Raw genomic sequence first — 16043 nt, forward strand, 5'->3', positions numbered from 1 at the left:
ATTCAGTCCCGCAGGACCATGCGGTCGCCGCGCACGTCGAAGCCCGACAGCGAGCCGATGAAGTTCATGCCGAGCAGGCTCTGGCCGAGCATCCCGGGCGCGGCGATCATCACGGCCATGTCCTTGCGCACAATGCCGCCGATCGCCACTTCGTCGGTCTTCACGGCGGCGGCGCGCGCCATGCCGTTGGCGGTCGAGACCGGTATGGTGAAGTTGAGCGTGGCCGGATTGAAGCCGGCGGCCTGCGCGTCCTCCGCGGTCAGCACGATGCTGGTTGCGCCGGTATCGACAACGGCTCGTACCGGCGCGCCGTTGATCAGGATGCGCGCCTCGAAATGGCCATTGTCGGCCTTGTCCAGGGTGACCGTGGCGTGGCCGTCTTCCACGCCCAGCGCCAGCGGGCTGCCGGGGACAAGGCCCGCCGTCACCCGGCTGGCCACGTCCTGCAGCTCATAGCGGTATTGATAGCCGGCGATCAGCGCCAGCACGATGACGGCCCAGGTGCCGAGATTGCGGGCCATGTCGCCGAGCGGCCTGCCGGAGCGCAGCAGGCCGGCACCGATCAGCGTGCCGAACGCGCCGAGCCAGATCAACCGGCTGAAATCGTAGTTGTCGACGCCAAAGGTGCTGCCCGCCGAATCGTTGAGCATCAAAAGCAGCGCGCCGGCGCCGATCACCACCATCAGGATCCAGAACAGGCGGTTCATCGGTGTTGCCCCTTCACGACAACGCGTCGCGCTCGCGCGCCATGCGGGTGCGGCGGGTCTCCCGGCGCGGCCGCCGCTCCACCGTCTCCAGCCGTGCCGGCAACTCGGCCATGACAGCGCGGCGAACCTCCGGAGTCATCCCGATCCAGGCGGAGATCTCGTCGCGCGTGCGGCCGCAGCCGAAGCAGAAGCCGGTTTTCATGTCGATCGAACAGACCAGGATGCACGGGGATTCGATGGCCGTCATGACGTTCTCTTGCGCTGCTTCCACATGGTGCAACGTCCATGCCAATGCAAGCCCCACGGAATGCGCCGCGCTTTGCTGCTTTCACGGCAAGCCCCGAAGGTTGTGCTGGCGCAGCAAGGCGGTTATGCCGCTCAAACCTTCCAGCAACCATTGTAGGCCGCATGACCAGCGCATCGCCTTTCAACGATTTTCGCAACCTTCTGGCAAACCTGCCGCCGGCTGATCAGCCGGCCGAGGCGCGCGTGCGCGCGCTGTTTGCCAAGGCCGACAAGCCCAGGGCCTCGCTTGGCCGGGTCGAGGACATCGCTGCCTGGCTCGCTGCCTGGAGCGGGCAGGCGCCGCCGGCGGTCAGGCGGCCGCAGGTGGCGATCTTCGCCGGCAACCACGGCGTTACCCGCCATGCCGTCTCGCCGCGGCCGGTGGCGGCGACCGCCAATGCGGTGGAACTGTGCGCGGCCGGGGGAGCGGCGATCAACCAGGTCTGCATCGCCAACGACCTCGGCCTCAAGGTCTTCGACCTGGCGTTGGATCTTCCGACCGGAGACATCACTGAGGAAGCCGCGCTCGACGAACGCGGCTGCGCCGCCACCATGGCCTTCGGCATGGAAGCGGTCGCCGGCGGCGCCGATCTCCTTTGCCTCGGCGATCTCGGCGTCGGCAATTCCACCGTCGCCGCCGCTCTGTGCGCCGCGCTGTTCGGCGGCGCTGGTATCGATTGGGTCGGGCCCGGATCGGGCGCCGACGCGGCGATGATGGCGCGCAAGGCTGAAGCGGTCGATCGGGCGCTTGCCTTTCACGGCGCCGGCCTCGGCGATCCGCTCGAAGCCTTGTGCCGTGTCGGCGGCCGCGAGTTCGCGGCGATCGCCGGCGCCATCCTCGCTGCCCGCATGCAGAAGATTCCGGTGCTGCTCGACGGATTTGCGGCGACGGCGACGGCCGCTGTTCTGCACGCCGCCAACCCGGCGGCGATCGCCCACTGCCTGATGGCCAGCCTGTCGCCGGAACCGGGACACGCCAGGGCAATCGAACGGCTTGGCTTGCGGCCGTTGCTCGATCTTGGCGTCAGCCATGGCGAAGCTGTGGGAGCAGGCCTTGCCGCCGGCCTGGTCAAGGCTGCCGCCCTCACCAGTTCCGGCATGGCGGCCGCGGCCCGGACCTAGCGCCGGCGCGCCGCGACCGTCTTGGTCGGCAGGGCCGGCAGTTCCTCCATCACCCGGCTGAGCGGGAAGATGGCGATCGCCTCGGTGCCCTCGCGCAGCTTGGAGTGAAGCTCGAATTCGCCGCCATGCATGGCGAGCAGGCCCTGCACGATCGGCAGGCCGAGGCCGGTGCCTTGCTCGGCGCTCTTGATGGCGATCGAACCCTGGCCGAAGGCTGAAAGCACGACCGGGATTTCTTCCTCCGGAATGCCCGGCCCATTGTCCTTGACCGAAATGTATTGCCCGCCGCCGGCGGTCCAGCCGACGCGCACGCGAACCTCGCCACCGGACGGCGTGAACTTGATGGCGTTGGACAGGAGGTTGAGCGCGATCTGCCGCACCGCGCGTTCGTCGGCGAACAGGCGCGGCAAGGTGGTTTCGAAATCCTGGATGACGCGGATGTCCTTGTTGCGAGCCTTCAACTCCATCATGTGGCAGCAGTCCTCGGCGATGGTGAGCAGCATCACCGGCTCCTCGTTGAGCTGGTAGCGGCCAGCCTCGATGCGCGACAGGTCGAGGATCTCGTTGATCAGGTCGAGCAGATGCTGGCCGGACTCGTGCACGTCATGAGCATAGTCGCGATAGGTGGGGTTGTTCATCGGGCCGAGCACTTCATTGGCCATCACTTCGGAAAATCCGAGAATGGCGTTGAGCGGGGTCCTGAGCTCATGGCTCATTGAGGCGAGGAAGCGCGACTTCGCCAGATTGGCATCCTCGGCCCGACGCCGCGCCTCGTCCGACATCGATTTCGCCGTTTCGACCTCGGCGATCAACGCATCCTTCTCCGAACGGAATGACATCAGCATCAGCGATGCCTGGTTGAGATTGCGCGCGACGTAGGCGAAGAAGGGCAGGGCGGTGACCAGCAGCACGGCCATGATAACCTCGATCGGCAGCCACGTTCGTGCTCCGGCATAGGCATAGACGGCGACGGGAATCGCGAAGGTCGCCAGCAGCGCGCCGCCCAGCGAGGATGCCATCACTGCGGTGGCCGCCATGGCGACCAGAAGCACCATCGCCTTGACCACCTGGAACTGATCGATCTGGCAGGTGTCGCAACCGAACCAGGCGAACCAGGCCCAGCCAAGGCCGCACAGGAAATGCCCGATGAGGAAATCGCGCCGCGCCTGCGACGGATCGATCTGGGACGCTTCCGTCCGCTCGATGCGCCGCGCCATGAAGGCGACGATCGCGTAGCAAAGCAGGGTGAACAGCGCCCAGATGCCGATCTTCTTGTCGAGGCCGGCCAACAGGCCGGTCGCGGCGATCGCCAGCACCAGGATCGGTATGGCGGTCGCGCTGACCACCATGGTGCGGGCATGCAGCCTCAGGAGCTCGCGGTCGAAGTCGAGGCTGCCGGCCTGCTGCGAAAGACGGTCACGGGTTCTGCGCACCGCGCGCGCCACATCGCTGTTGCGATGCGGTTTCCTGCGGTCCACAATGAATTTGTCCGCTGTGTTCGAGCGTAGCAAAGGCATACAAACTTCAATTTCTGCGCGCAGCGATTTCAATTCGTTAAGCTACGTTCGAATGATTAAGAGACTGTTTGCCATATGAGCCGTTCCTGGTCGCCGAGGCCGCGCCGGCGATACGCTCCGCAGCCGCCTCGCAGCCTGTGGCGGCGGCTTTTCGACTATTGCCTGACCATAGTTCTGCTCGGTCTGCTGATCCTGCTCGCGGCCCGCCTCGACCGCTTCGAGACGCGCGAGGCCGCGGGCGCGGCGATCGTCAATGACGGCGATTCGATCACGCTTGGCGCCACGCGCATCCGCATGCGCGGCATCGACGCGCCGGAGTACCAGCAGACCTGCCGCAGGGACGGCGCCGACTATGCCTGCGGCAAGCTCGCGCGGCAGTCGCTGGTGCAGCTGATAGGCGGCCGTCCCGTGTCCTGCAGCGGCTGGCAGCAGGACCGCTATGGCCGGCTGCTTGGGGACTGCAAGGCGGGCGGCGTCAACCTCAACCGCGCCCAGGTCGAGGCCGGCTGGGCCGTCGCCTATGGCGATTTCGAGGCCGAGGAGGCCGGCGCCCGCGCCGGCAAGGCCGGCATCTGGGCCGGTACTTTCGACGAGCCGCAGGACTGGCGCGATACGCACGGCCGCGGACTGGTCGAAAGGAAGCACGGCAGCTTGGCGTCTATCGGCGACGCCTTGCGCGAGTTTTTCCGCTTCCGGTAAGGAGATGGAGCGAGATTGGATCGGGAGGATGACAATGAAGCTGTTCGACGGCGGCCGCGCCCCCAATCCGCGCAGGGTGCGGGTTTTCCTGGCCGAGAAAGGGATCGAGGTTCCGCTGGTGCCTGTCGACATGGGCGCGCTGGAGCACAAGCAGCAGGCCGTCAGTTCGCGCAACCCGCTGCAGCGCCTGCCGGTGCTCGAGCTCGACGACGGCACAATCATCACCGAATCCGTCGCCATCTGCCGCTATTTCGAGGAGCTTTATCCGGAGCCGCCTTTGTTCGGGCAAGGCGCGCTCGGCAAGGCGAAGGTCGAGATGTGGCAAAGGCGCATCGAGTTGAACCTGCTCAGCAGTGTCGCCCAGGCCTTTCGCCACATCCACCCGGCGATGAAGGAATGGGAGGTGCCGCAGGTCCCTGAGTGGGGCGAGGCGAACAAGCCGAAGGCGGTCGAATTCCTGAAGCTGCTCGATGCCGAACTGGCGCAACGGGAATTCGCCGCCGGCGACAGCTACTCGATCGCCGACATCACCGGGCTGATCGCCATCGACTTCATGAAGCCGGCGCGCATCAGGGTGCCGGAGGAGTGCACCAATGTGCTGCGCTGGCACGCGGCGATCTCCAGCCGGCCGAGCGCGGCCGCCTGAGGCCCGGATGAGCGAAGCGCTGGAGAGACTGACGGCAAGGGTCCGCGCCTGCCGCATCTGCGTCGAGAAGCCGCTTGGCCGGCCATTGCCGCACGAGCCGCGCCCGGTGCTGCTTCCGTCATCGACAGCGCGCATCCTGCTTGCCAGCCAGGCGCCGGGCACCAAGGTCCATCTCTCGGGCATGCCGTTCACCGACGCCTCCGGCGACCGGCTGCGCAGCTGGCTTGGCGTAACCAGCGAGGAGTTCTACGACACGGACAAATTCGCAATCGTGCCGATGGGGTTCTGCTTTCCCGGCCAGGATGCCAAGGGCGCCGACCTGCCGCCGCGCCGCGAATGCGCGCCGGCGTGGCGCGCCGAATTGATGGCGCTGATGCCGCAAATCGATCTGGTGCTGACCATCGGCGGCTACGCGCAGTCCTGGCACATGGGCACGGCGCGGCAGTCCTCGTTGACGGAAACTGTCAGGAACTGGCGCGCGATATGGGATGCGCCGGCCGGCCCGAAAGTGTTGCCGCTGCCGCATCCATCGTGGCGAAACACCGGCTGGCTGAAGAAGAATCCGTGGTTTGAAATGGATTTGCTGCCCTTCCTGAGGTCGGAAATCCGCTATCGCCTTGGTTAGGCATACAGCAAGAAAACACCCGCTTTCCGCCTGTCTGGCAGAATTTCTTTCTTGTGAAAGGCCAGAATAAAAGGGATTATGGACAAACTATTCCTCAAAGCGCACGCCACGCAAGCCGGGCGACATGCACTAACGGAGCATCCGATGGACCGCCTTGACCGAAAGATTCTGCGCCTCCTGCAGGAGGATGCGACATTGGCTGTCGCCGATGTCGCCAAGAAAGTCGGCCTGTCGACGACGCCTTGCTGGCGGCGCATCCAGAAGCTCGAGGAAGAGGGCGTCATCAAGCGGCGCGTCGCTATCCTCGACCACGAGAAGGTCAATGTGCGCGTCACCGTCTTCGTGTCGATCCGCACCAATTCGCACAGCCATGAATGGCTGCGGCGCTTCTCCGAGGTGATCCAGGAATTTCCGGAAGTGGTCGAATTCTACCGCATGAGCGGCGACGTCGACTATCTGCTGCGCGTGGTGGTGCCCGACATCGCCGCCTACGACGCCTTCTACAAGCGGCTGATCGCCAAGATCGAGATCCGCGACGTCTCGTCGTCCTTCGCCATGGAGCAGATCAAGTACACGACCGAGATTCCGCTCGACTACATGGTGCTGGACAAGGAAGCCGGCGCCAACGCGGCTTGAGGTGCTGATGCGTGGCCGTTCTCCGGAAGGTTACGCAAGCCTGCCTAGTTCTTCTTTTTGTTGAGGAAACTCCAGGGCGAGCTGACCGGCAAGGTGACCGTGTCCGGCACCGAGTTGACGCTTGCCACCTCGGCCTTGCGCACCGTGTAGCCCGACTGGATGACCGAGACGCCATCGAGGATGAAGAGTTGGCTCTTCTCCATCCCCGGCTTCAGCACGCCGGTGATGGAGACCGGCTGGTAGGCCTCTGACATCTTGTAGGGATGCGCCGGCGTCACCAGCACGATCTGGTTGGGCGGCGGCGTCGGCATATGGCTGCAGGCGCCCGTCCACGGCACCAGCAGGAACTGGTAGACGAGGCCGCCGTCGCGATCGGTCGGCAGGGCGTAGCCGGCTAATTGAACGGTCTTGTCCTGGAGGCCCAGGGACAGAGTCTCGCCGTGGTCCGGCAGTTTCGCCGCGATCATCGGCATGTTGGCGTCTTCGGCGATCGCCTGCGTCGCCGGCCGCAGGTCCTTCCAGAAGATATGCGCGGTCTCGGCCGAGGCATCGGCGGCAATGGATATGAGCAAAGCAGTGGAGAGCGCGATGGTTGATTGGAGATGCTTGCTCATTGGCTGCTTCCTTTGCACCTGAGTAAAGACGCCGCCGTCCACGGCGTCAACGCTCGAGCCGCATCACATGCCGGCGCGAGCCCGCGGTGCCGATCTCGTGGAAGCCTCGCACCAGGAACATGTCGCGAAAACCCATGAAGCGGTAGCTTGGCGCTGCCTGGTCGACCGGATAGGCCTCGATCACGCGCGCGCCCCTGTCAAAGGCATGGTCAATCGCCGCGTCGAGCAGCGCCGCCGCGAACCCGCCGCCGCGCAGGGCCCTGGGCACATAGAAGCAGACGATCGACCAGACGCCCGTTTCGCTGTCGTCCTGAAGCTTTGAGAGCCTGCGATAGGTCTCGCGCGGCGCGACCGAGCACCAGCCGACCGGCTTGCCGTCGACTTCAGCGACGATGCCGACGGGCGTCCCGGCCTCAATCAGCCCCATCATCATGCGCTTCTTCTCGGCGTTCCGGACGTGCTCGCGGCTGTAATGGCGCCAGGCCATGCACCAGCAATATTTCGGCGCGCCCGGCTGTTCGAAAAGTTCCTCGAAATCCGCGCGTGTCGAACGCGTCACCTCCGCGAAGCGGATTTCGGCACCGTCAGCCTTTCCTGGCGGCGATCCGCTCGATCGTCTTGGCATTGGTCAGTTCCTTCACTGCGTCCTTGCCAATCCAGCGCGCGGTCTTGTCGGTCGACTGCGCCAGTCGTTCGGCGACAGCAAGGGCAGCGCCGTGCATTTCCATCGATCGTTTGCCGATCGAACGAAGCGCCCAGTTCACCGCCTTCTTCACGAAGTTTCGGCCGTCGGTGGCATGGGCCTCAATGACCGGCAGGAAGTCGAGGAAGGTCGCCACCGGCTCCTTCTTCCGGTGGACGACCGACCAGGCCATCATGGCAAAGGCCGTGCGTCGAACGAACTCCCGTTCGTCTGTGGCGAACTCGTTGATCAGTTCCCTCCAGGACTCTGTGTCGACGAAGAGATCGGAGACACCGTCGACGATATCCCACGAATCGAAAGACGCCGCCCATTGCCTCGCATCCGCGGCTGAAAACCGCTTCGGGTCGGCGGTGACGGAAGCGATGAACTGCGCTTCCATGATACCGGTTTGCCAGAGTTCGAAGGCGCGTTCATGGTTGCGCTTGATCTTCCTGGCGATCTGCCGCTGCACGCCGTGCGGAATGCCGAGCGCGCGCTCGATCTTGATGCCGTAGCGCAGCATGCCGTGGCGATTTTCCTCCGAGCCGATCGAGCGCAGATACGCGACGATTTCGTCGGCGCTCGATTGGGGCGAAAGCTCGGCCATCGCGTTCCTATTTCTCCAGGCGAGCGAGCAGCGAGGAGGTGTCCCAGCGCCGGCCCCCCATCGCCTGCACATCCTTGTAGAACTGGTCGACGAGCGCGGTCACCGGCAGCCTGGCGCCGTTGCGGTCGGCCTCCGCCAGGCAGATGCCGAGGTCCTTGCGCATCCAGTCGACGGCGAAGCCGAAATCGTATTTGCCGGCATTCATCGTCTTGTGGCGGTTCTCCATCTGCCAGGAACCGGCAGCGCCCTTGGAGATCACCTCGATCACCTTCTCGATGTCGAGCCCGGCCTTCTTGCCGAAATGGATGCCCTCGGCCAGCCCTTGGACGAGACCGGCGATGGTGATCTGGTTGATCATCTTGGTGAGTTGGCCGGCGCCCGCCGGCCCCATCAGCCCGACCATGCGGGCGAAAGCCTCGATGACGGGTTTCGCCTTGTCGAAAGCGGCCTGCTCGCCGCCCACCATGACGGTGAGCACGCCGTTCTCGGCGCCGGCCTGGCCGCCGGAGACCGGCGCGTCGAGGAAGGAGAAGCCGCCGCTTCGGGCGGCTTCATCCAGCTCGCGCGCGACCTCGGCCGATGCGGTGGTGTTGTCGATGAAGACGGAGCCCTTCTTCATCGAGGCGAAGGCGCCCGTGGCACCGGTGGTGACCGAGCGCAGGTCGTCATCATTGCCGACGCATGAGAAAACAAAATCCTTGCCGTCGGCCGCTTCGGCCGGCGTCAGCGCCAGCTTGCCGCCGTGCTGGCCGACCCATTGATCGGCCTTGGCCGTGGTGCGGTTGTAGACGGTGACGTCGTGGCCGCCCTTGTTCCTGAGGTGCCCGGCCATCGGATAGCCCATGACGCCAAGACCGAGAAATGCCACCGATGCCATGAGCTTGCCTTCCAAAACGAGAACCGGATTTTGCTGGCGCAAGCTCTAGGCCATGCGGTGAATTCGTCAAGGCGCGGAGCGCGCGATCGACTGGTGCAGAAAGGCGGTTTCGATCAGCGCTTGAGGTGAATGGTGATCCGACGTTCGATCCATTCGATCGCGTGGCGCAGCACCTCGACAATCACCAGATACACGACGGCGACCCAGATATAGGCCTGGATATCGAAGGTGCGCGCGTAGGTAAGTTTTGCCATGCCCATCAGGTCGTACACGGTGATAATGGCGACGATCGCGGACGCTTTGATCATCAGGATAAGCTCGTTGCCATACGGCCGCAGCGCGACGACCAATGCTTGCGGCAGGATGATCTTCCACAACGTCTGCAATTTGTGCAGGCCGAGCGAAGCGGCACCCTCCCATTGGCCCCTTGGCACGCTTTCGATGGCGCCGCGTAGGATTTCAGCCTGATAGGCAGCCGTGTTCAGGGCAAAGGCAAAGACGCCGCAGTTGAACGCCTCACGGAAGAAGCCCCACAGCCCAACCATTTCGAGTTGCGGCTTGAACGAGCCGACCCCGTAATAGACCAGAAAAGTCTGGACGAGCAGCGGCGTTCCGCGAAAGAAATAGACGTAACAATAGGCAAGACCTGACAAGACCCGGTTCTTCGACATGCGTGCATAGGCGACTGGAAGTGACAGTATGGCGCCAAGGACAATCGAAATGCCAACCAGCGAAAGCGTGACGCCGAGCCCTTGCAGGTAGCTCGGGCCGTACTTGGCAAAGAGTTCGCTGTTCCAGGCGAAAGCCAGATAGGCGACAATGCCGCCGCCAGCGGCAACCCAGACGCCTATCAGCACGTAGCCGACAATTCGGGAACGCGGCCAGCCGCGTGCTCGCGGGGGCGGCCGTTCCACAACGTTTTTGGCGTCGGCCGCAACGCTCATCGCCGCGCGTCCCGCTGGGCAAGCGAGCGCTGTATGGCGCCGGTGGCAAAGGATGAAATAACCGCCAAGATAAGAAATACCGCGGCGGCCACACTGAAGAACAGGAATGTGTGTTTGGTGACGCGTGCGGCCACGCCAGCCTGACGGAGCGTTTCAGCCAAACCGACCACCGACACCAGCGACGTGTCCTTGAGCAGGCTCAGCCAGCAATTCTCCAGGCCCGGAAAGGCGATGCGAACCAATTGTGGCAAAATCACTTTGCGCATCGTTTGCCCGTATGAAAGGCCAACTGCATAGCCGCCCTCATATTGGCCCTTTGGGATGGCCCGGAACGCTGAAAGGAATACCTCGCTGGCATAAGCCGAAAAGATGATGGCAAGCACGATCATGCCGGCGACGAAGGCGTTAACGTCGATGGTCGCCTCGGGTCTTACCAGTCTGATGAGATATTGCAGGATCAGCGGGCCGCCGAAAAAAAACAGAAACAGCGTCACCAGTTCGGGCAATCCACGGAAGATCGTCGTGTAGATGTTGGCGGCGATGCGCAGCGAGGGTTCCTCGGATTGTTTTCCCAGCGCCACGAAAAAGCCAATCGTCAAACCGATTGGAAGAGTTGCGAGAGCCAGAAGAACCGTGACAGCAGCACCTGAGGCGATGTCGTCGAGCCAACCATCAGGCCCCCAACTGAGAAGCGTCCATACGCTCTGCTGCATCCGCCTGCCTGTCCCCACTTGCCTGAAGACCGTGCATCACTCCTGATGCGCGGCATCCTCGTGGGAACGGCGGGAACATCCCCGCCGTCCCTGTCGTCAATCCCGGCGGATCAGGAATCGCCGCCGTAGACGTCGAACTTGAAGTACTTATCGTTGATTTCCTTGTATTTACCGTTGGCGCGGATGGCATCGATCGCGGCATTGAACTGGTTGACCAGGTCGGTCTCGCCCTTGCGTACGGCAATGCCGGCGCCCGGACCGTGGATCTCGACGACCGGCTTGATCGCCCCGATCAGCTTGCAGCAAGCGCCGTCGGGCGAATCCAGCCACTGCTGCAGCACGACGATGTCGTCATTGGCGGCGTCGAGGCGGCCATTGGCGAGATCGAGCTGATATTCCTGCGCGGTCGGATAGGGCTTCACCGTGCTGTCGGTGTAGGTCTTGGTCGAATAGTTGAAATGCGTCGTCGAAGCCTGCACGCCGATCGTCTTGCCGGCCAGGTCTTCCTTGGTCACACCCTTGATGTCGCTGTCCTTCGGCGCGACGATCGCCGGGGGCGTGTTGTAGTATTTGTGGGTGAAATCGACCTTCTCGGCGCGTTCCGGCGTGATCGACATCGAGGCGATGATGGCGTCGAACTTGCCGGCCTGCAGTGCCGGGATAATGCCATCCCAATCCTGGGCTACGAAGGTGCACTTCACCTTCATCTCGTCGCAGAGCGCCTTGGCGATGTCGACGTCGAAGCCCACGAGCTGGCCGTCGGCGGTCAGGTTGTTGAAGGGCGGATAGGCTCCCTCCGTACCGATCCGCAATGTCTTTTCCTGAGCCTGGGCAACGCCAAGTGTCAGCAGCGCGGCCGATGCGGCGAGCGCGATACGCAGTGCAATACGCATGTTAGTCCTCTCATATTGTCCGGGCCGCTGTTCCGTGCGGCTCTGTGAGCGGTGCTTTTGACCGCCCGCTGGCGGCGATACTCCCACTCTTTCCCCGAAAAAAGCAACTGCAAAACAGTAGGCTGCAGGCTTGGCAGTTGCGGCCGAAGATGACGCTAGGTTAGAGGCCGGGAACAAGTTTAGCGGCGGCTGAAAGTTATTTCGCCGGCGCGCTCAGCGCCGCAGGCCCGAGACGCCTTCGACGAAGTCCGCTATCGATGCGACGTCGTCGAGATCGAAGACCGGCAGGCTCCCGCCTTCGGCGGCGAAGTCCGCGGCAATGGCGACGATGTTGGGATCGCTGGCCGACAGCGGCGTCCTGTCCTTGGCGTCGAGCCGCCGCGTCTCGATCTTCTTGTGCGCTTCGCGCTTGTAGCCTTCGACCAGCACGATATCCGACGGCGCCAGCCGCGCCAGGATCGCCTCCAGCGTCGGCTCCTCCTCATTGCGCAATTCGTGCATCAGCGCCCAGCGCCGACCGGACACGACCGCGACCTCGGTCGCGCCGGCCTGGCGGTGGCGGAAGGAGTCCGCGCCAGGCTTGTCGATGTCGAAATCATGATGGGCGTGCTTCACGGTCGAGACCGTCCAGCCGCGCCGCGCCAACTCGGCGACCAGCTTCTCGGTCAGTGTGGTCTTGCCGGAATTCTTCCAGCCGGTGATGCCAAAAACGCGCCTGTTCATTGCTCGATGCTCTGCAACAGTCGCTCGGCGATCGCAAGATCGTCCGGCGTGTTGATGTTGAAGAAGGGATCGATCGCATGTCCGCCGGATGCCGGCATTGGAAACTCCACCTCGACGACGCCGTGGCGGTCGATGAAGGCAGAGACCCGCCGGTTGTCCTCGTCGACCAGGAACCGGCGCAAGGCATCATGAACGTCGAGCGGCCAGAGCGCGAATGTCGGGTGCCGCCTGCCGCCTGAGCTGGCGACAGCGATCGATCCGGGCTTTGAGTCGGCGGCCGCAGCCAGTCGCTCGACCAGATTTTTGGGGAAAAAGGGCGTATCGCCGGCAACCGTGACCACGGCATCGCAGCCGATCGACGCCCACTCGATGCCGGTCAGGATGCCGGCCAGCGGTCCCGCATGCCCCTCCACCGTATCGGCAAGCACGGGCAGCCCGAAGCTGGCGAAGCGCGTCGGGTCGCCATTGGCGCTTAGCGCCAGCGGTCCGGTCTGCGGAGCAAGACGCTTGACGACATGGTCGAGCACGCTGCGGCCACCAAGCTCGAGCAGGGTCTTGTCGCCGCCGCCCATGCGCCGCGACTGGCCGCCGGCCAGGATGATGCCCGCTATGTTGCGATCCATTGTCCGCTGTCTCTTGCCGCCCGGAATTGCCGCCAGCAGGCGCTTCCCCAAGGCTTGGTCCTATATGCCGTCCGGCGCCATGTCAGGTCCAGCGCTTTCGGCGGCGGTCTGCCGCCGGCCGACGATGCGTTCGCGATAGAGCGCGTAGAGGCCCGAGCCGACGATGATGGTGGCGCCGATGACCATCGGCAGGTCCGGAATGTCGCCGAAGATGACGAGGCCGAGCAGGATCGACCAGAGCAGGGCGGTGTAGCGGAACGGCGCGATGAAGGAGATGTCGCCGGAGCGCATTGCCATGATGATGAACTGGTAGCCGATGAGCACCAGCACCGCGGCGAGCGCCAGGAGCGCGGTGGCCCTGCCGCTCATCGGCGTCCAGCCGCCCATCGGGGCGAGCAGCGCCGCACCCAGCACCGTCATGGCCAGCGCCGTGGCGGTCGATACCAGAAGCGTCGGGATCGCTTGCGGGATGCGCCTGGTGGAGAGATCGCGCACCGCGCAGCAGGCGACGCTCGCCAGCGCCAGCAGCGAATAGATGCTGAAGCCTTCGAAGCCCGGCCTCACGATGACCAGCACCCCGGCGAAGCCGACGGCAATCGCCAGCCAGCGCCGCCAGCCGACACCTTCGCCGAAGAAAAGCGCCGCGCCCATGGTCACTGCCAGCGGCAGCGCCTGCAGCACCGCCGAGACGTTGGCGATCGGCAGGTGCGCCAGCGCGACCAGGAACGAGACCGTGGCGCCGGCTTCGCCGGCGACGCGCATCGCCACCATCGGCTGCAGCATGGACCGTGGCGCTGCCAGCGCGCCGCGTTGCCAGGCAAGCAGACCGACGAACAGCGAGGCGAAGGCGCCGCGGATCAGCATGACCTGCGCCATGTTCATCGATTCGGAGGAGAATTTGGTGATCGCGTCGTTGAGGGTGAAGCCGACCATGGCCACCATCATGAACAGCGCGCCGCGCAGGTTTGGCGAAAGAGGCAAGGGCGTCACCGGTTGTGCTTTGGATCAGCCTCTATCAGCCGGCCGCAAAACAGCAACGCCAAAGCACTGGGCCACGGTTTGTCGCCGTGGCCCGCAAAGATCGGCGCGAAGGCGAAAGGGCTTATTTCGGCGTCAGCACTTCGGTGCCGCTGCCTTCCTTGCCGGCGATGGTCCAGAGGCCGTGCAACGAGCCGTCTTCCTCGACCTTGTAGACGACGAGGCCGATCTCCTTGCCCATCACATAGCCGGCGGAGAAAGCATTGTCGTTGCGCATGCAGATGCCGTCGGACGACGAACCGCCGGTTTCCCAATGGATGGTGCAGGTCGTCTCGCTGGTCAGCGTGATGGTCGCCTCGCCACCATAGGCGGAGCCGTCGAAATTGGTGCCGGCGACCGTATATTTGCCGCCGATCGACTGCGCCGCCGCCGGTGCCGCCGCAAAGCCGACCATTGCAAGAGCAAGAATGAATTTGCGCATGTTGCATTCCCCCTGTGAGTGAAAAAATCACGTCCACTGGAAGGCTAGGCTGGAACATCGAGTCGGTAAATCGGCCGCCCTTTGGCGGACGAGGATTATTTCGCGGTGTGGCGTAAAATGCTCACGGCCCCTTGAGGCTTCCGGCAATGACGCCAACAAGCGGATCGTATTTCGATTTCAGAGCTTGCGGATACTCGATCCAGACCGTGCGGATGACGCCGTCCTTTCCGAACAGGCGTCGCTCGTAGAAGATCTTGCCGTCCTTGATGCCGGACAGCACCGCCCAATCCTTGCCGGCCTTGCTGTAGGTGATCTTGTAGCCTGGCTCGGCGCTGGCCTTCTCGGAGGAGACAAAGCTTTTCGACGTGTCGTCATCGACGTTGAGGATGCCAGAGCAGATCAGGCTGGCTCCGTCGGGCGCGCTCCATTGCTGCCCGTCGCCATTCTCCGGCTCGGGCTCGCGAATGCTGAAGATCTCGTCCGGAAAGGTGCAGACGGTGCCAAAGCGCTGATTGGTGTAGGTGAACGGCGCGGCGCTGGCTGCGGCTGCCATGCTCAACGCTGCGATGGCCACGGTCGGGAAAAGGTGCTTCAAGCCAGTCTCCAGCCAATGACGGAGGCGATCCTTGCCCCAAATGGCGGAAAGATCAGCCGCCGGTGACGCTCATATGCCGGGACACCGCCGGCCGGCTGGTGCGGCGGTCGATGATGAAGTCATGGCCCTTGGGCTTGCGCCCGATCGCCTCGTCGATTGCCGCAGAGACCAGTTCGTTGCCTTCGGACGCACGCAACGGCGCGCGCAAGTCGGCGGCGTCTTCCTGGCCGAGGCACATATAGAGGGTGCCGGTGCAGGTCAGCCTGACGCGGTTGCAGCTTTCGCAGAAATTATGCGTCATCGGCGTGATGAAGCCTAGCCTGCCGCCGGTCTCGGCGACATGGACGTAACGGGCCGGGCCGCCGGTCTTGTAGGGGATGTCGCTCAGCGTGAACTGGCGCTCGAGCTGGGCCCTGAGCAGCGACAGCGGCAGGTACTGGTCGGTGCGGTCGGCGTCGATCTCGCCCATCGGCATGGTTTCGATGACGGTGAGGTCCATGCCGCGGCCATGCGCCCAGCGCATCATCTCGGGCAGTTCCTCGTCGTTGAAGTCTTTCAGCGCCACCGCGTTGAGCTTGACCTTCAGCCCGGCCGCCTGGGCGGCGTCGATGCCTTCCATGACCTTGCCGAGATGGCCCCAGCGGGTGATCTGGTGGAACTTGTCGGCGTCGAGCGTGTCCAGCGAGACGTTGATGCGCTCGACACCGCAATCGGCGAGCTCCGCGGCGAAGCGCGACAGCTGCGAGCCGTTGGTGGTCAGCGTCAGCTCTTCCAGCGCGCCGCTCTTCAGATGCCGCGACAGCTGGCGCACGAGGTGCATGATGTTCTTGCGCACCAGCGGCTCGCCGCCGGTGAGGCGCAGTTTCCGCACGCCCTTTTCGATGAAGACGGTGCAGAGCCGGTCGAGCTCTTCAAGCGACAGGAGATCCTTCTTGGGCAGGAAGGTCATGTCTTCGGCCATGCAATAGGTGCAGCGGAAATCGCAGCGGTCGGTGACCGACACGCGCAGGTAGCTGATCGTTCGACCGAAAGGATCGATCATGTCCATGCTTTTGCGTTTCCCGTGGCCGCGAACG

The 16043-nt window shown here is 64.1% G+C and carries 21 protein-coding genes; 5 read left to right on the forward strand and 16 right to left on the reverse strand.

All coding sequences use genetic code 11. From position 1 onward, the window contains the following. Positions 1 to 2: 2 nt before the first annotated feature. Together PU724_RS25635 and PU724_RS25640 are read right to left on the reverse strand one after the other, a co-directional pair. Complete coding sequence (locus PU724_RS25635) at positions 3 to 707, reverse strand: TIGR02281 family clan AA aspartic protease (RefSeq protein WP_127310972.1); 705 nt, start codon at positions 705 to 707, stop codon at positions 3 to 5. Between the two features lie 13 nt (positions 708 to 720). Further along, positions 721 to 954, reverse strand: a complete 234-nt coding sequence (locus PU724_RS25640; protein WP_127286247.1) for a DUF1289 domain-containing protein — start codon at positions 952 to 954, stop codon at positions 721 to 723. A 161-nt stretch (positions 955 to 1115) separates the two neighbouring features. Between PU724_RS25640 and PU724_RS25645 the strand changes: the two genes are divergently transcribed. Further along, complete coding sequence (locus PU724_RS25645; RefSeq protein WP_354421765.1) at positions 1116 to 2114, forward strand: nicotinate-nucleotide--dimethylbenzimidazole phosphoribosyltransferase; 999 nt, start codon at positions 1116 to 1118, stop codon at positions 2112 to 2114. On the opposite strand, the gene PU724_RS25650 is transcribed toward PU724_RS25645, so the two are convergent. Beyond that, entirely contained in the window at positions 2111 to 3631 is a 1521-nt protein-coding gene (locus PU724_RS25650) for a sensor histidine kinase (protein WP_354421763.1), read from the reverse strand. The genes PU724_RS25645 and PU724_RS25650 overlap by 4 nt on opposite strands. A gap of 75 nt (positions 3632 to 3706) precedes the next feature. Between PU724_RS25650 and PU724_RS25655 the strand changes: the two genes are divergently transcribed. The 4 genes from PU724_RS25655 to PU724_RS25670 all read left to right on the forward strand — a co-directional run bounded on the left by PU724_RS25655 (position 3707) and on the right by PU724_RS25670 (position 6237). After that, positions 3707 to 4330: a thermonuclease family protein gene (locus PU724_RS25655; RefSeq protein ID WP_292173239.1), complete on the forward strand. Its 624-nt coding sequence runs from the start codon at positions 3707 to 3709 to the stop codon at positions 4328 to 4330. 34 nt (positions 4331 to 4364) lie between these two features. Further along, a complete protein-coding gene (locus PU724_RS25660) occupies positions 4365 to 4976 on the forward strand; it encodes a glutathione S-transferase (protein ID WP_320320035.1) in 612 nt (203 codons plus the stop codon). A 7-nt stretch (positions 4977 to 4983) separates the two neighbouring features. Beyond that, positions 4984 to 5601, forward strand: coding sequence for a uracil-DNA glycosylase family protein (locus PU724_RS25665; protein ID WP_127286242.1), 618 nt, complete (start codon positions 4984 to 4986; stop codon positions 5599 to 5601). Positions 5602 to 5745: 144 nt separating this feature from the next. Beyond that, a complete protein-coding gene (locus PU724_RS25670) occupies positions 5746 to 6237 on the forward strand; it encodes an Lrp/AsnC family transcriptional regulator (protein ID WP_126054500.1) in 492 nt (163 codons plus the stop codon). 44 nt (positions 6238 to 6281) lie between these two features. Here PU724_RS25670 and PU724_RS25675 read toward each other — a convergent pair whose 3' ends face one another. The 13 genes from PU724_RS25675 to moaA all read right to left on the reverse strand — a co-directional run bounded on the left by PU724_RS25675 (position 6282) and on the right by moaA (position 16015). Next, the gene (locus tag PU724_RS25675) at positions 6282 to 6851 is read right to left on the reverse strand and encodes a DUF3299 domain-containing protein (RefSeq protein WP_292173243.1); all 570 of its coding nucleotides are present in this window, start codon (positions 6849 to 6851) and stop codon (positions 6282 to 6284) included. 46 nt (positions 6852 to 6897) lie between these two features. Then, on the reverse strand, positions 6898 to 7476 hold the full coding sequence (locus PU724_RS25680; protein WP_292173246.1) for a GNAT family N-acetyltransferase: 579 nt from the start codon (positions 7474 to 7476) through the stop codon (positions 6898 to 6900). Next, on the reverse strand, positions 7436 to 8140 hold the full coding sequence (locus PU724_RS25685; RefSeq protein WP_354421759.1) for a DNA alkylation repair protein: 705 nt from the start codon (positions 8138 to 8140) through the stop codon (positions 7436 to 7438). The genes PU724_RS25680 and PU724_RS25685 overlap by 41 nt, the downstream gene beginning before the upstream one ends. A gap of 7 nt (positions 8141 to 8147) precedes the next feature. Continuing rightward, positions 8148 to 9017 (reverse strand): NAD(P)-dependent oxidoreductase, encoded by an 870-nt coding sequence (locus PU724_RS25690; protein ID WP_354421757.1) that lies wholly within the window; start codon positions 9015 to 9017, stop codon positions 8148 to 8150. A gap of 113 nt (positions 9018 to 9130) precedes the next feature. After that, entirely contained in the window at positions 9131 to 9961 is an 831-nt protein-coding gene (locus PU724_RS25695; RefSeq protein ID WP_127311153.1) for an ABC transporter permease, read from the reverse strand. Then, a complete protein-coding gene (locus PU724_RS25700; RefSeq protein ID WP_127287048.1) occupies positions 9958 to 10674 on the reverse strand; it encodes an ABC transporter permease in 717 nt (238 codons plus the stop codon). Before PU724_RS25700 ends, PU724_RS25695 begins: the two co-directional genes overlap by 4 nt. Before the next feature lie 110 nt (positions 10675 to 10784). After that, positions 10785 to 11567 carry an ABC transporter substrate-binding protein gene (locus PU724_RS25705; protein ID WP_127287049.1) on the reverse strand — a complete coding sequence of 261 codons (783 nt, stop codon included), beginning with the start codon at positions 11565 to 11567 and terminating at the stop codon, positions 10785 to 10787. A 213-nt stretch (positions 11568 to 11780) separates the two neighbouring features. Then, positions 11781 to 12290, reverse strand: coding sequence for a molybdopterin-guanine dinucleotide biosynthesis protein B (gene mobB, locus PU724_RS25710; protein WP_127287050.1), 510 nt, complete (start codon positions 12288 to 12290; stop codon positions 11781 to 11783). Beyond that, positions 12287 to 12913: a molybdenum cofactor guanylyltransferase MobA gene (gene mobA / locus PU724_RS25715; RefSeq protein WP_127391889.1), complete on the reverse strand. Its 627-nt coding sequence runs from the start codon at positions 12911 to 12913 to the stop codon at positions 12287 to 12289. Before mobA ends, mobB begins: the two co-directional genes overlap by 4 nt. 60 nt (positions 12914 to 12973) lie before the next feature. Next, positions 12974 to 13894 carry a DMT family transporter gene (locus PU724_RS25720; protein ID WP_127391890.1) on the reverse strand — a complete coding sequence of 307 codons (921 nt, stop codon included), beginning with the start codon at positions 13892 to 13894 and terminating at the stop codon, positions 12974 to 12976. Between the two features lie 121 nt (positions 13895 to 14015). Beyond that, entirely contained in the window at positions 14016 to 14372 is a 357-nt protein-coding gene (locus PU724_RS25725; RefSeq protein WP_128275252.1) for a hypothetical protein, read from the reverse strand. Positions 14373 to 14493: 121 nt separating this feature from the next. After that, positions 14494 to 14967: a hypothetical protein gene (locus PU724_RS25730; RefSeq protein ID WP_354421753.1), complete on the reverse strand. Its 474-nt coding sequence runs from the start codon at positions 14965 to 14967 to the stop codon at positions 14494 to 14496. A gap of 52 nt (positions 14968 to 15019) precedes the next feature. After that, positions 15020 to 16015 (reverse strand): GTP 3',8-cyclase MoaA, encoded by a 996-nt coding sequence (gene moaA / locus PU724_RS25735; protein ID WP_128275253.1) that lies wholly within the window; start codon positions 16013 to 16015, stop codon positions 15020 to 15022. Between the last annotated feature and the right edge of the window lie 28 nt (positions 16016 to 16043).

The sequence above is a fragment of the Mesorhizobium abyssinicae genome, from assembly GCF_049887195.1.
Classification (GTDB): Bacteria; Pseudomonadota; Alphaproteobacteria; order Rhizobiales; family Rhizobiaceae; genus Mesorhizobium; species Mesorhizobium abyssinicae.

Bases quoted from the DNA above. Each gene is read 5' to 3' on its own strand.
- PU724_RS25655 (WP_292173239.1), top strand. From the start codon at position 3,707: ATGAGCCGTTCCTGGTCGCCGAGGCCGCGCCGGCGATACGCTCCGCAG.
- PU724_RS25695 (WP_127311153.1), bottom strand. From the start codon at position 9,961: ATGAGCGTTGCGGCCGACGCCAAAAACGTTGTGGAACGGCCGCCCCCG.
- PU724_RS25670 (WP_126054500.1), top strand. From the start codon at position 5,746: ATGGACCGCCTTGACCGAAAGATTCTGCGCCTCCTGCAGGAGGATGCG.
- PU724_RS25690 (WP_354421757.1), bottom strand. From the start codon at position 9,017: ATGGCATCGGTGGCATTTCTCGGTCTTGGCGTCATGGGCTATCCGATG.
- PU724_RS25665 (WP_127286242.1), top strand. From the start codon at position 4,984: ATGAGCGAAGCGCTGGAGAGACTGACGGCAAGGGTCCGCGCCTGCCGC.
- PU724_RS25705 (WP_127287049.1), bottom strand. From the start codon at position 11,567: ATGCGTATTGCACTGCGTATCGCGCTCGCCGCATCGGCCGCGCTGCTG.
- PU724_RS25685 (WP_354421759.1), bottom strand. From the start codon at position 8,140: ATGGCCGAGCTTTCGCCCCAATCGAGCGCCGACGAAATCGTCGCGTAT.
- PU724_RS25660 (WP_320320035.1), top strand. From the start codon at position 4,365: ATGAAGCTGTTCGACGGCGGCCGCGCCCCCAATCCGCGCAGGGTGCGG.
- moaA (WP_128275253.1), bottom strand. From the start codon at position 16,015: ATGGACATGATCGATCCTTTCGGTCGAACGATCAGCTACCTGCGCGTG.
- mobB (WP_127287050.1), bottom strand. From the start codon at position 12,290: ATGAACAGGCGCGTTTTTGGCATCACCGGCTGGAAGAATTCCGGCAAG.
- PU724_RS25645 (WP_354421765.1), top strand. From the start codon at position 1,116: ATGACCAGCGCATCGCCTTTCAACGATTTTCGCAACCTTCTGGCAAAC.
- PU724_RS25635 (WP_127310972.1), bottom strand. From the start codon at position 707: ATGAACCGCCTGTTCTGGATCCTGATGGTGGTGATCGGCGCCGGCGCG.
- PU724_RS25650 (WP_354421763.1), bottom strand. From the start codon at position 3,631: ATGCCTTTGCTACGCTCGAACACAGCGGACAAATTCATTGTGGACCGC.
- mobA (WP_127391889.1), bottom strand. From the start codon at position 12,913: ATGGATCGCAACATAGCGGGCATCATCCTGGCCGGCGGCCAGTCGCGG.
- PU724_RS25680 (WP_292173246.1), bottom strand. From the start codon at position 7,476: ATGCCAAGACGATCGAGCGGATCGCCGCCAGGAAAGGCTGACGGTGCC.
- PU724_RS25640 (WP_127286247.1), bottom strand. From the start codon at position 954: ATGACGGCCATCGAATCCCCGTGCATCCTGGTCTGTTCGATCGACATG.
- PU724_RS25700 (WP_127287048.1), bottom strand. From the start codon at position 10,674: ATGCAGCAGAGCGTATGGACGCTTCTCAGTTGGGGGCCTGATGGTTGG.
- PU724_RS25675 (WP_292173243.1), bottom strand. From the start codon at position 6,851: ATGAGCAAGCATCTCCAATCAACCATCGCGCTCTCCACTGCTTTGCTC.
- PU724_RS25725 (WP_128275252.1), bottom strand. From the start codon at position 14,372: ATGCGCAAATTCATTCTTGCTCTTGCAATGGTCGGCTTTGCGGCGGCA.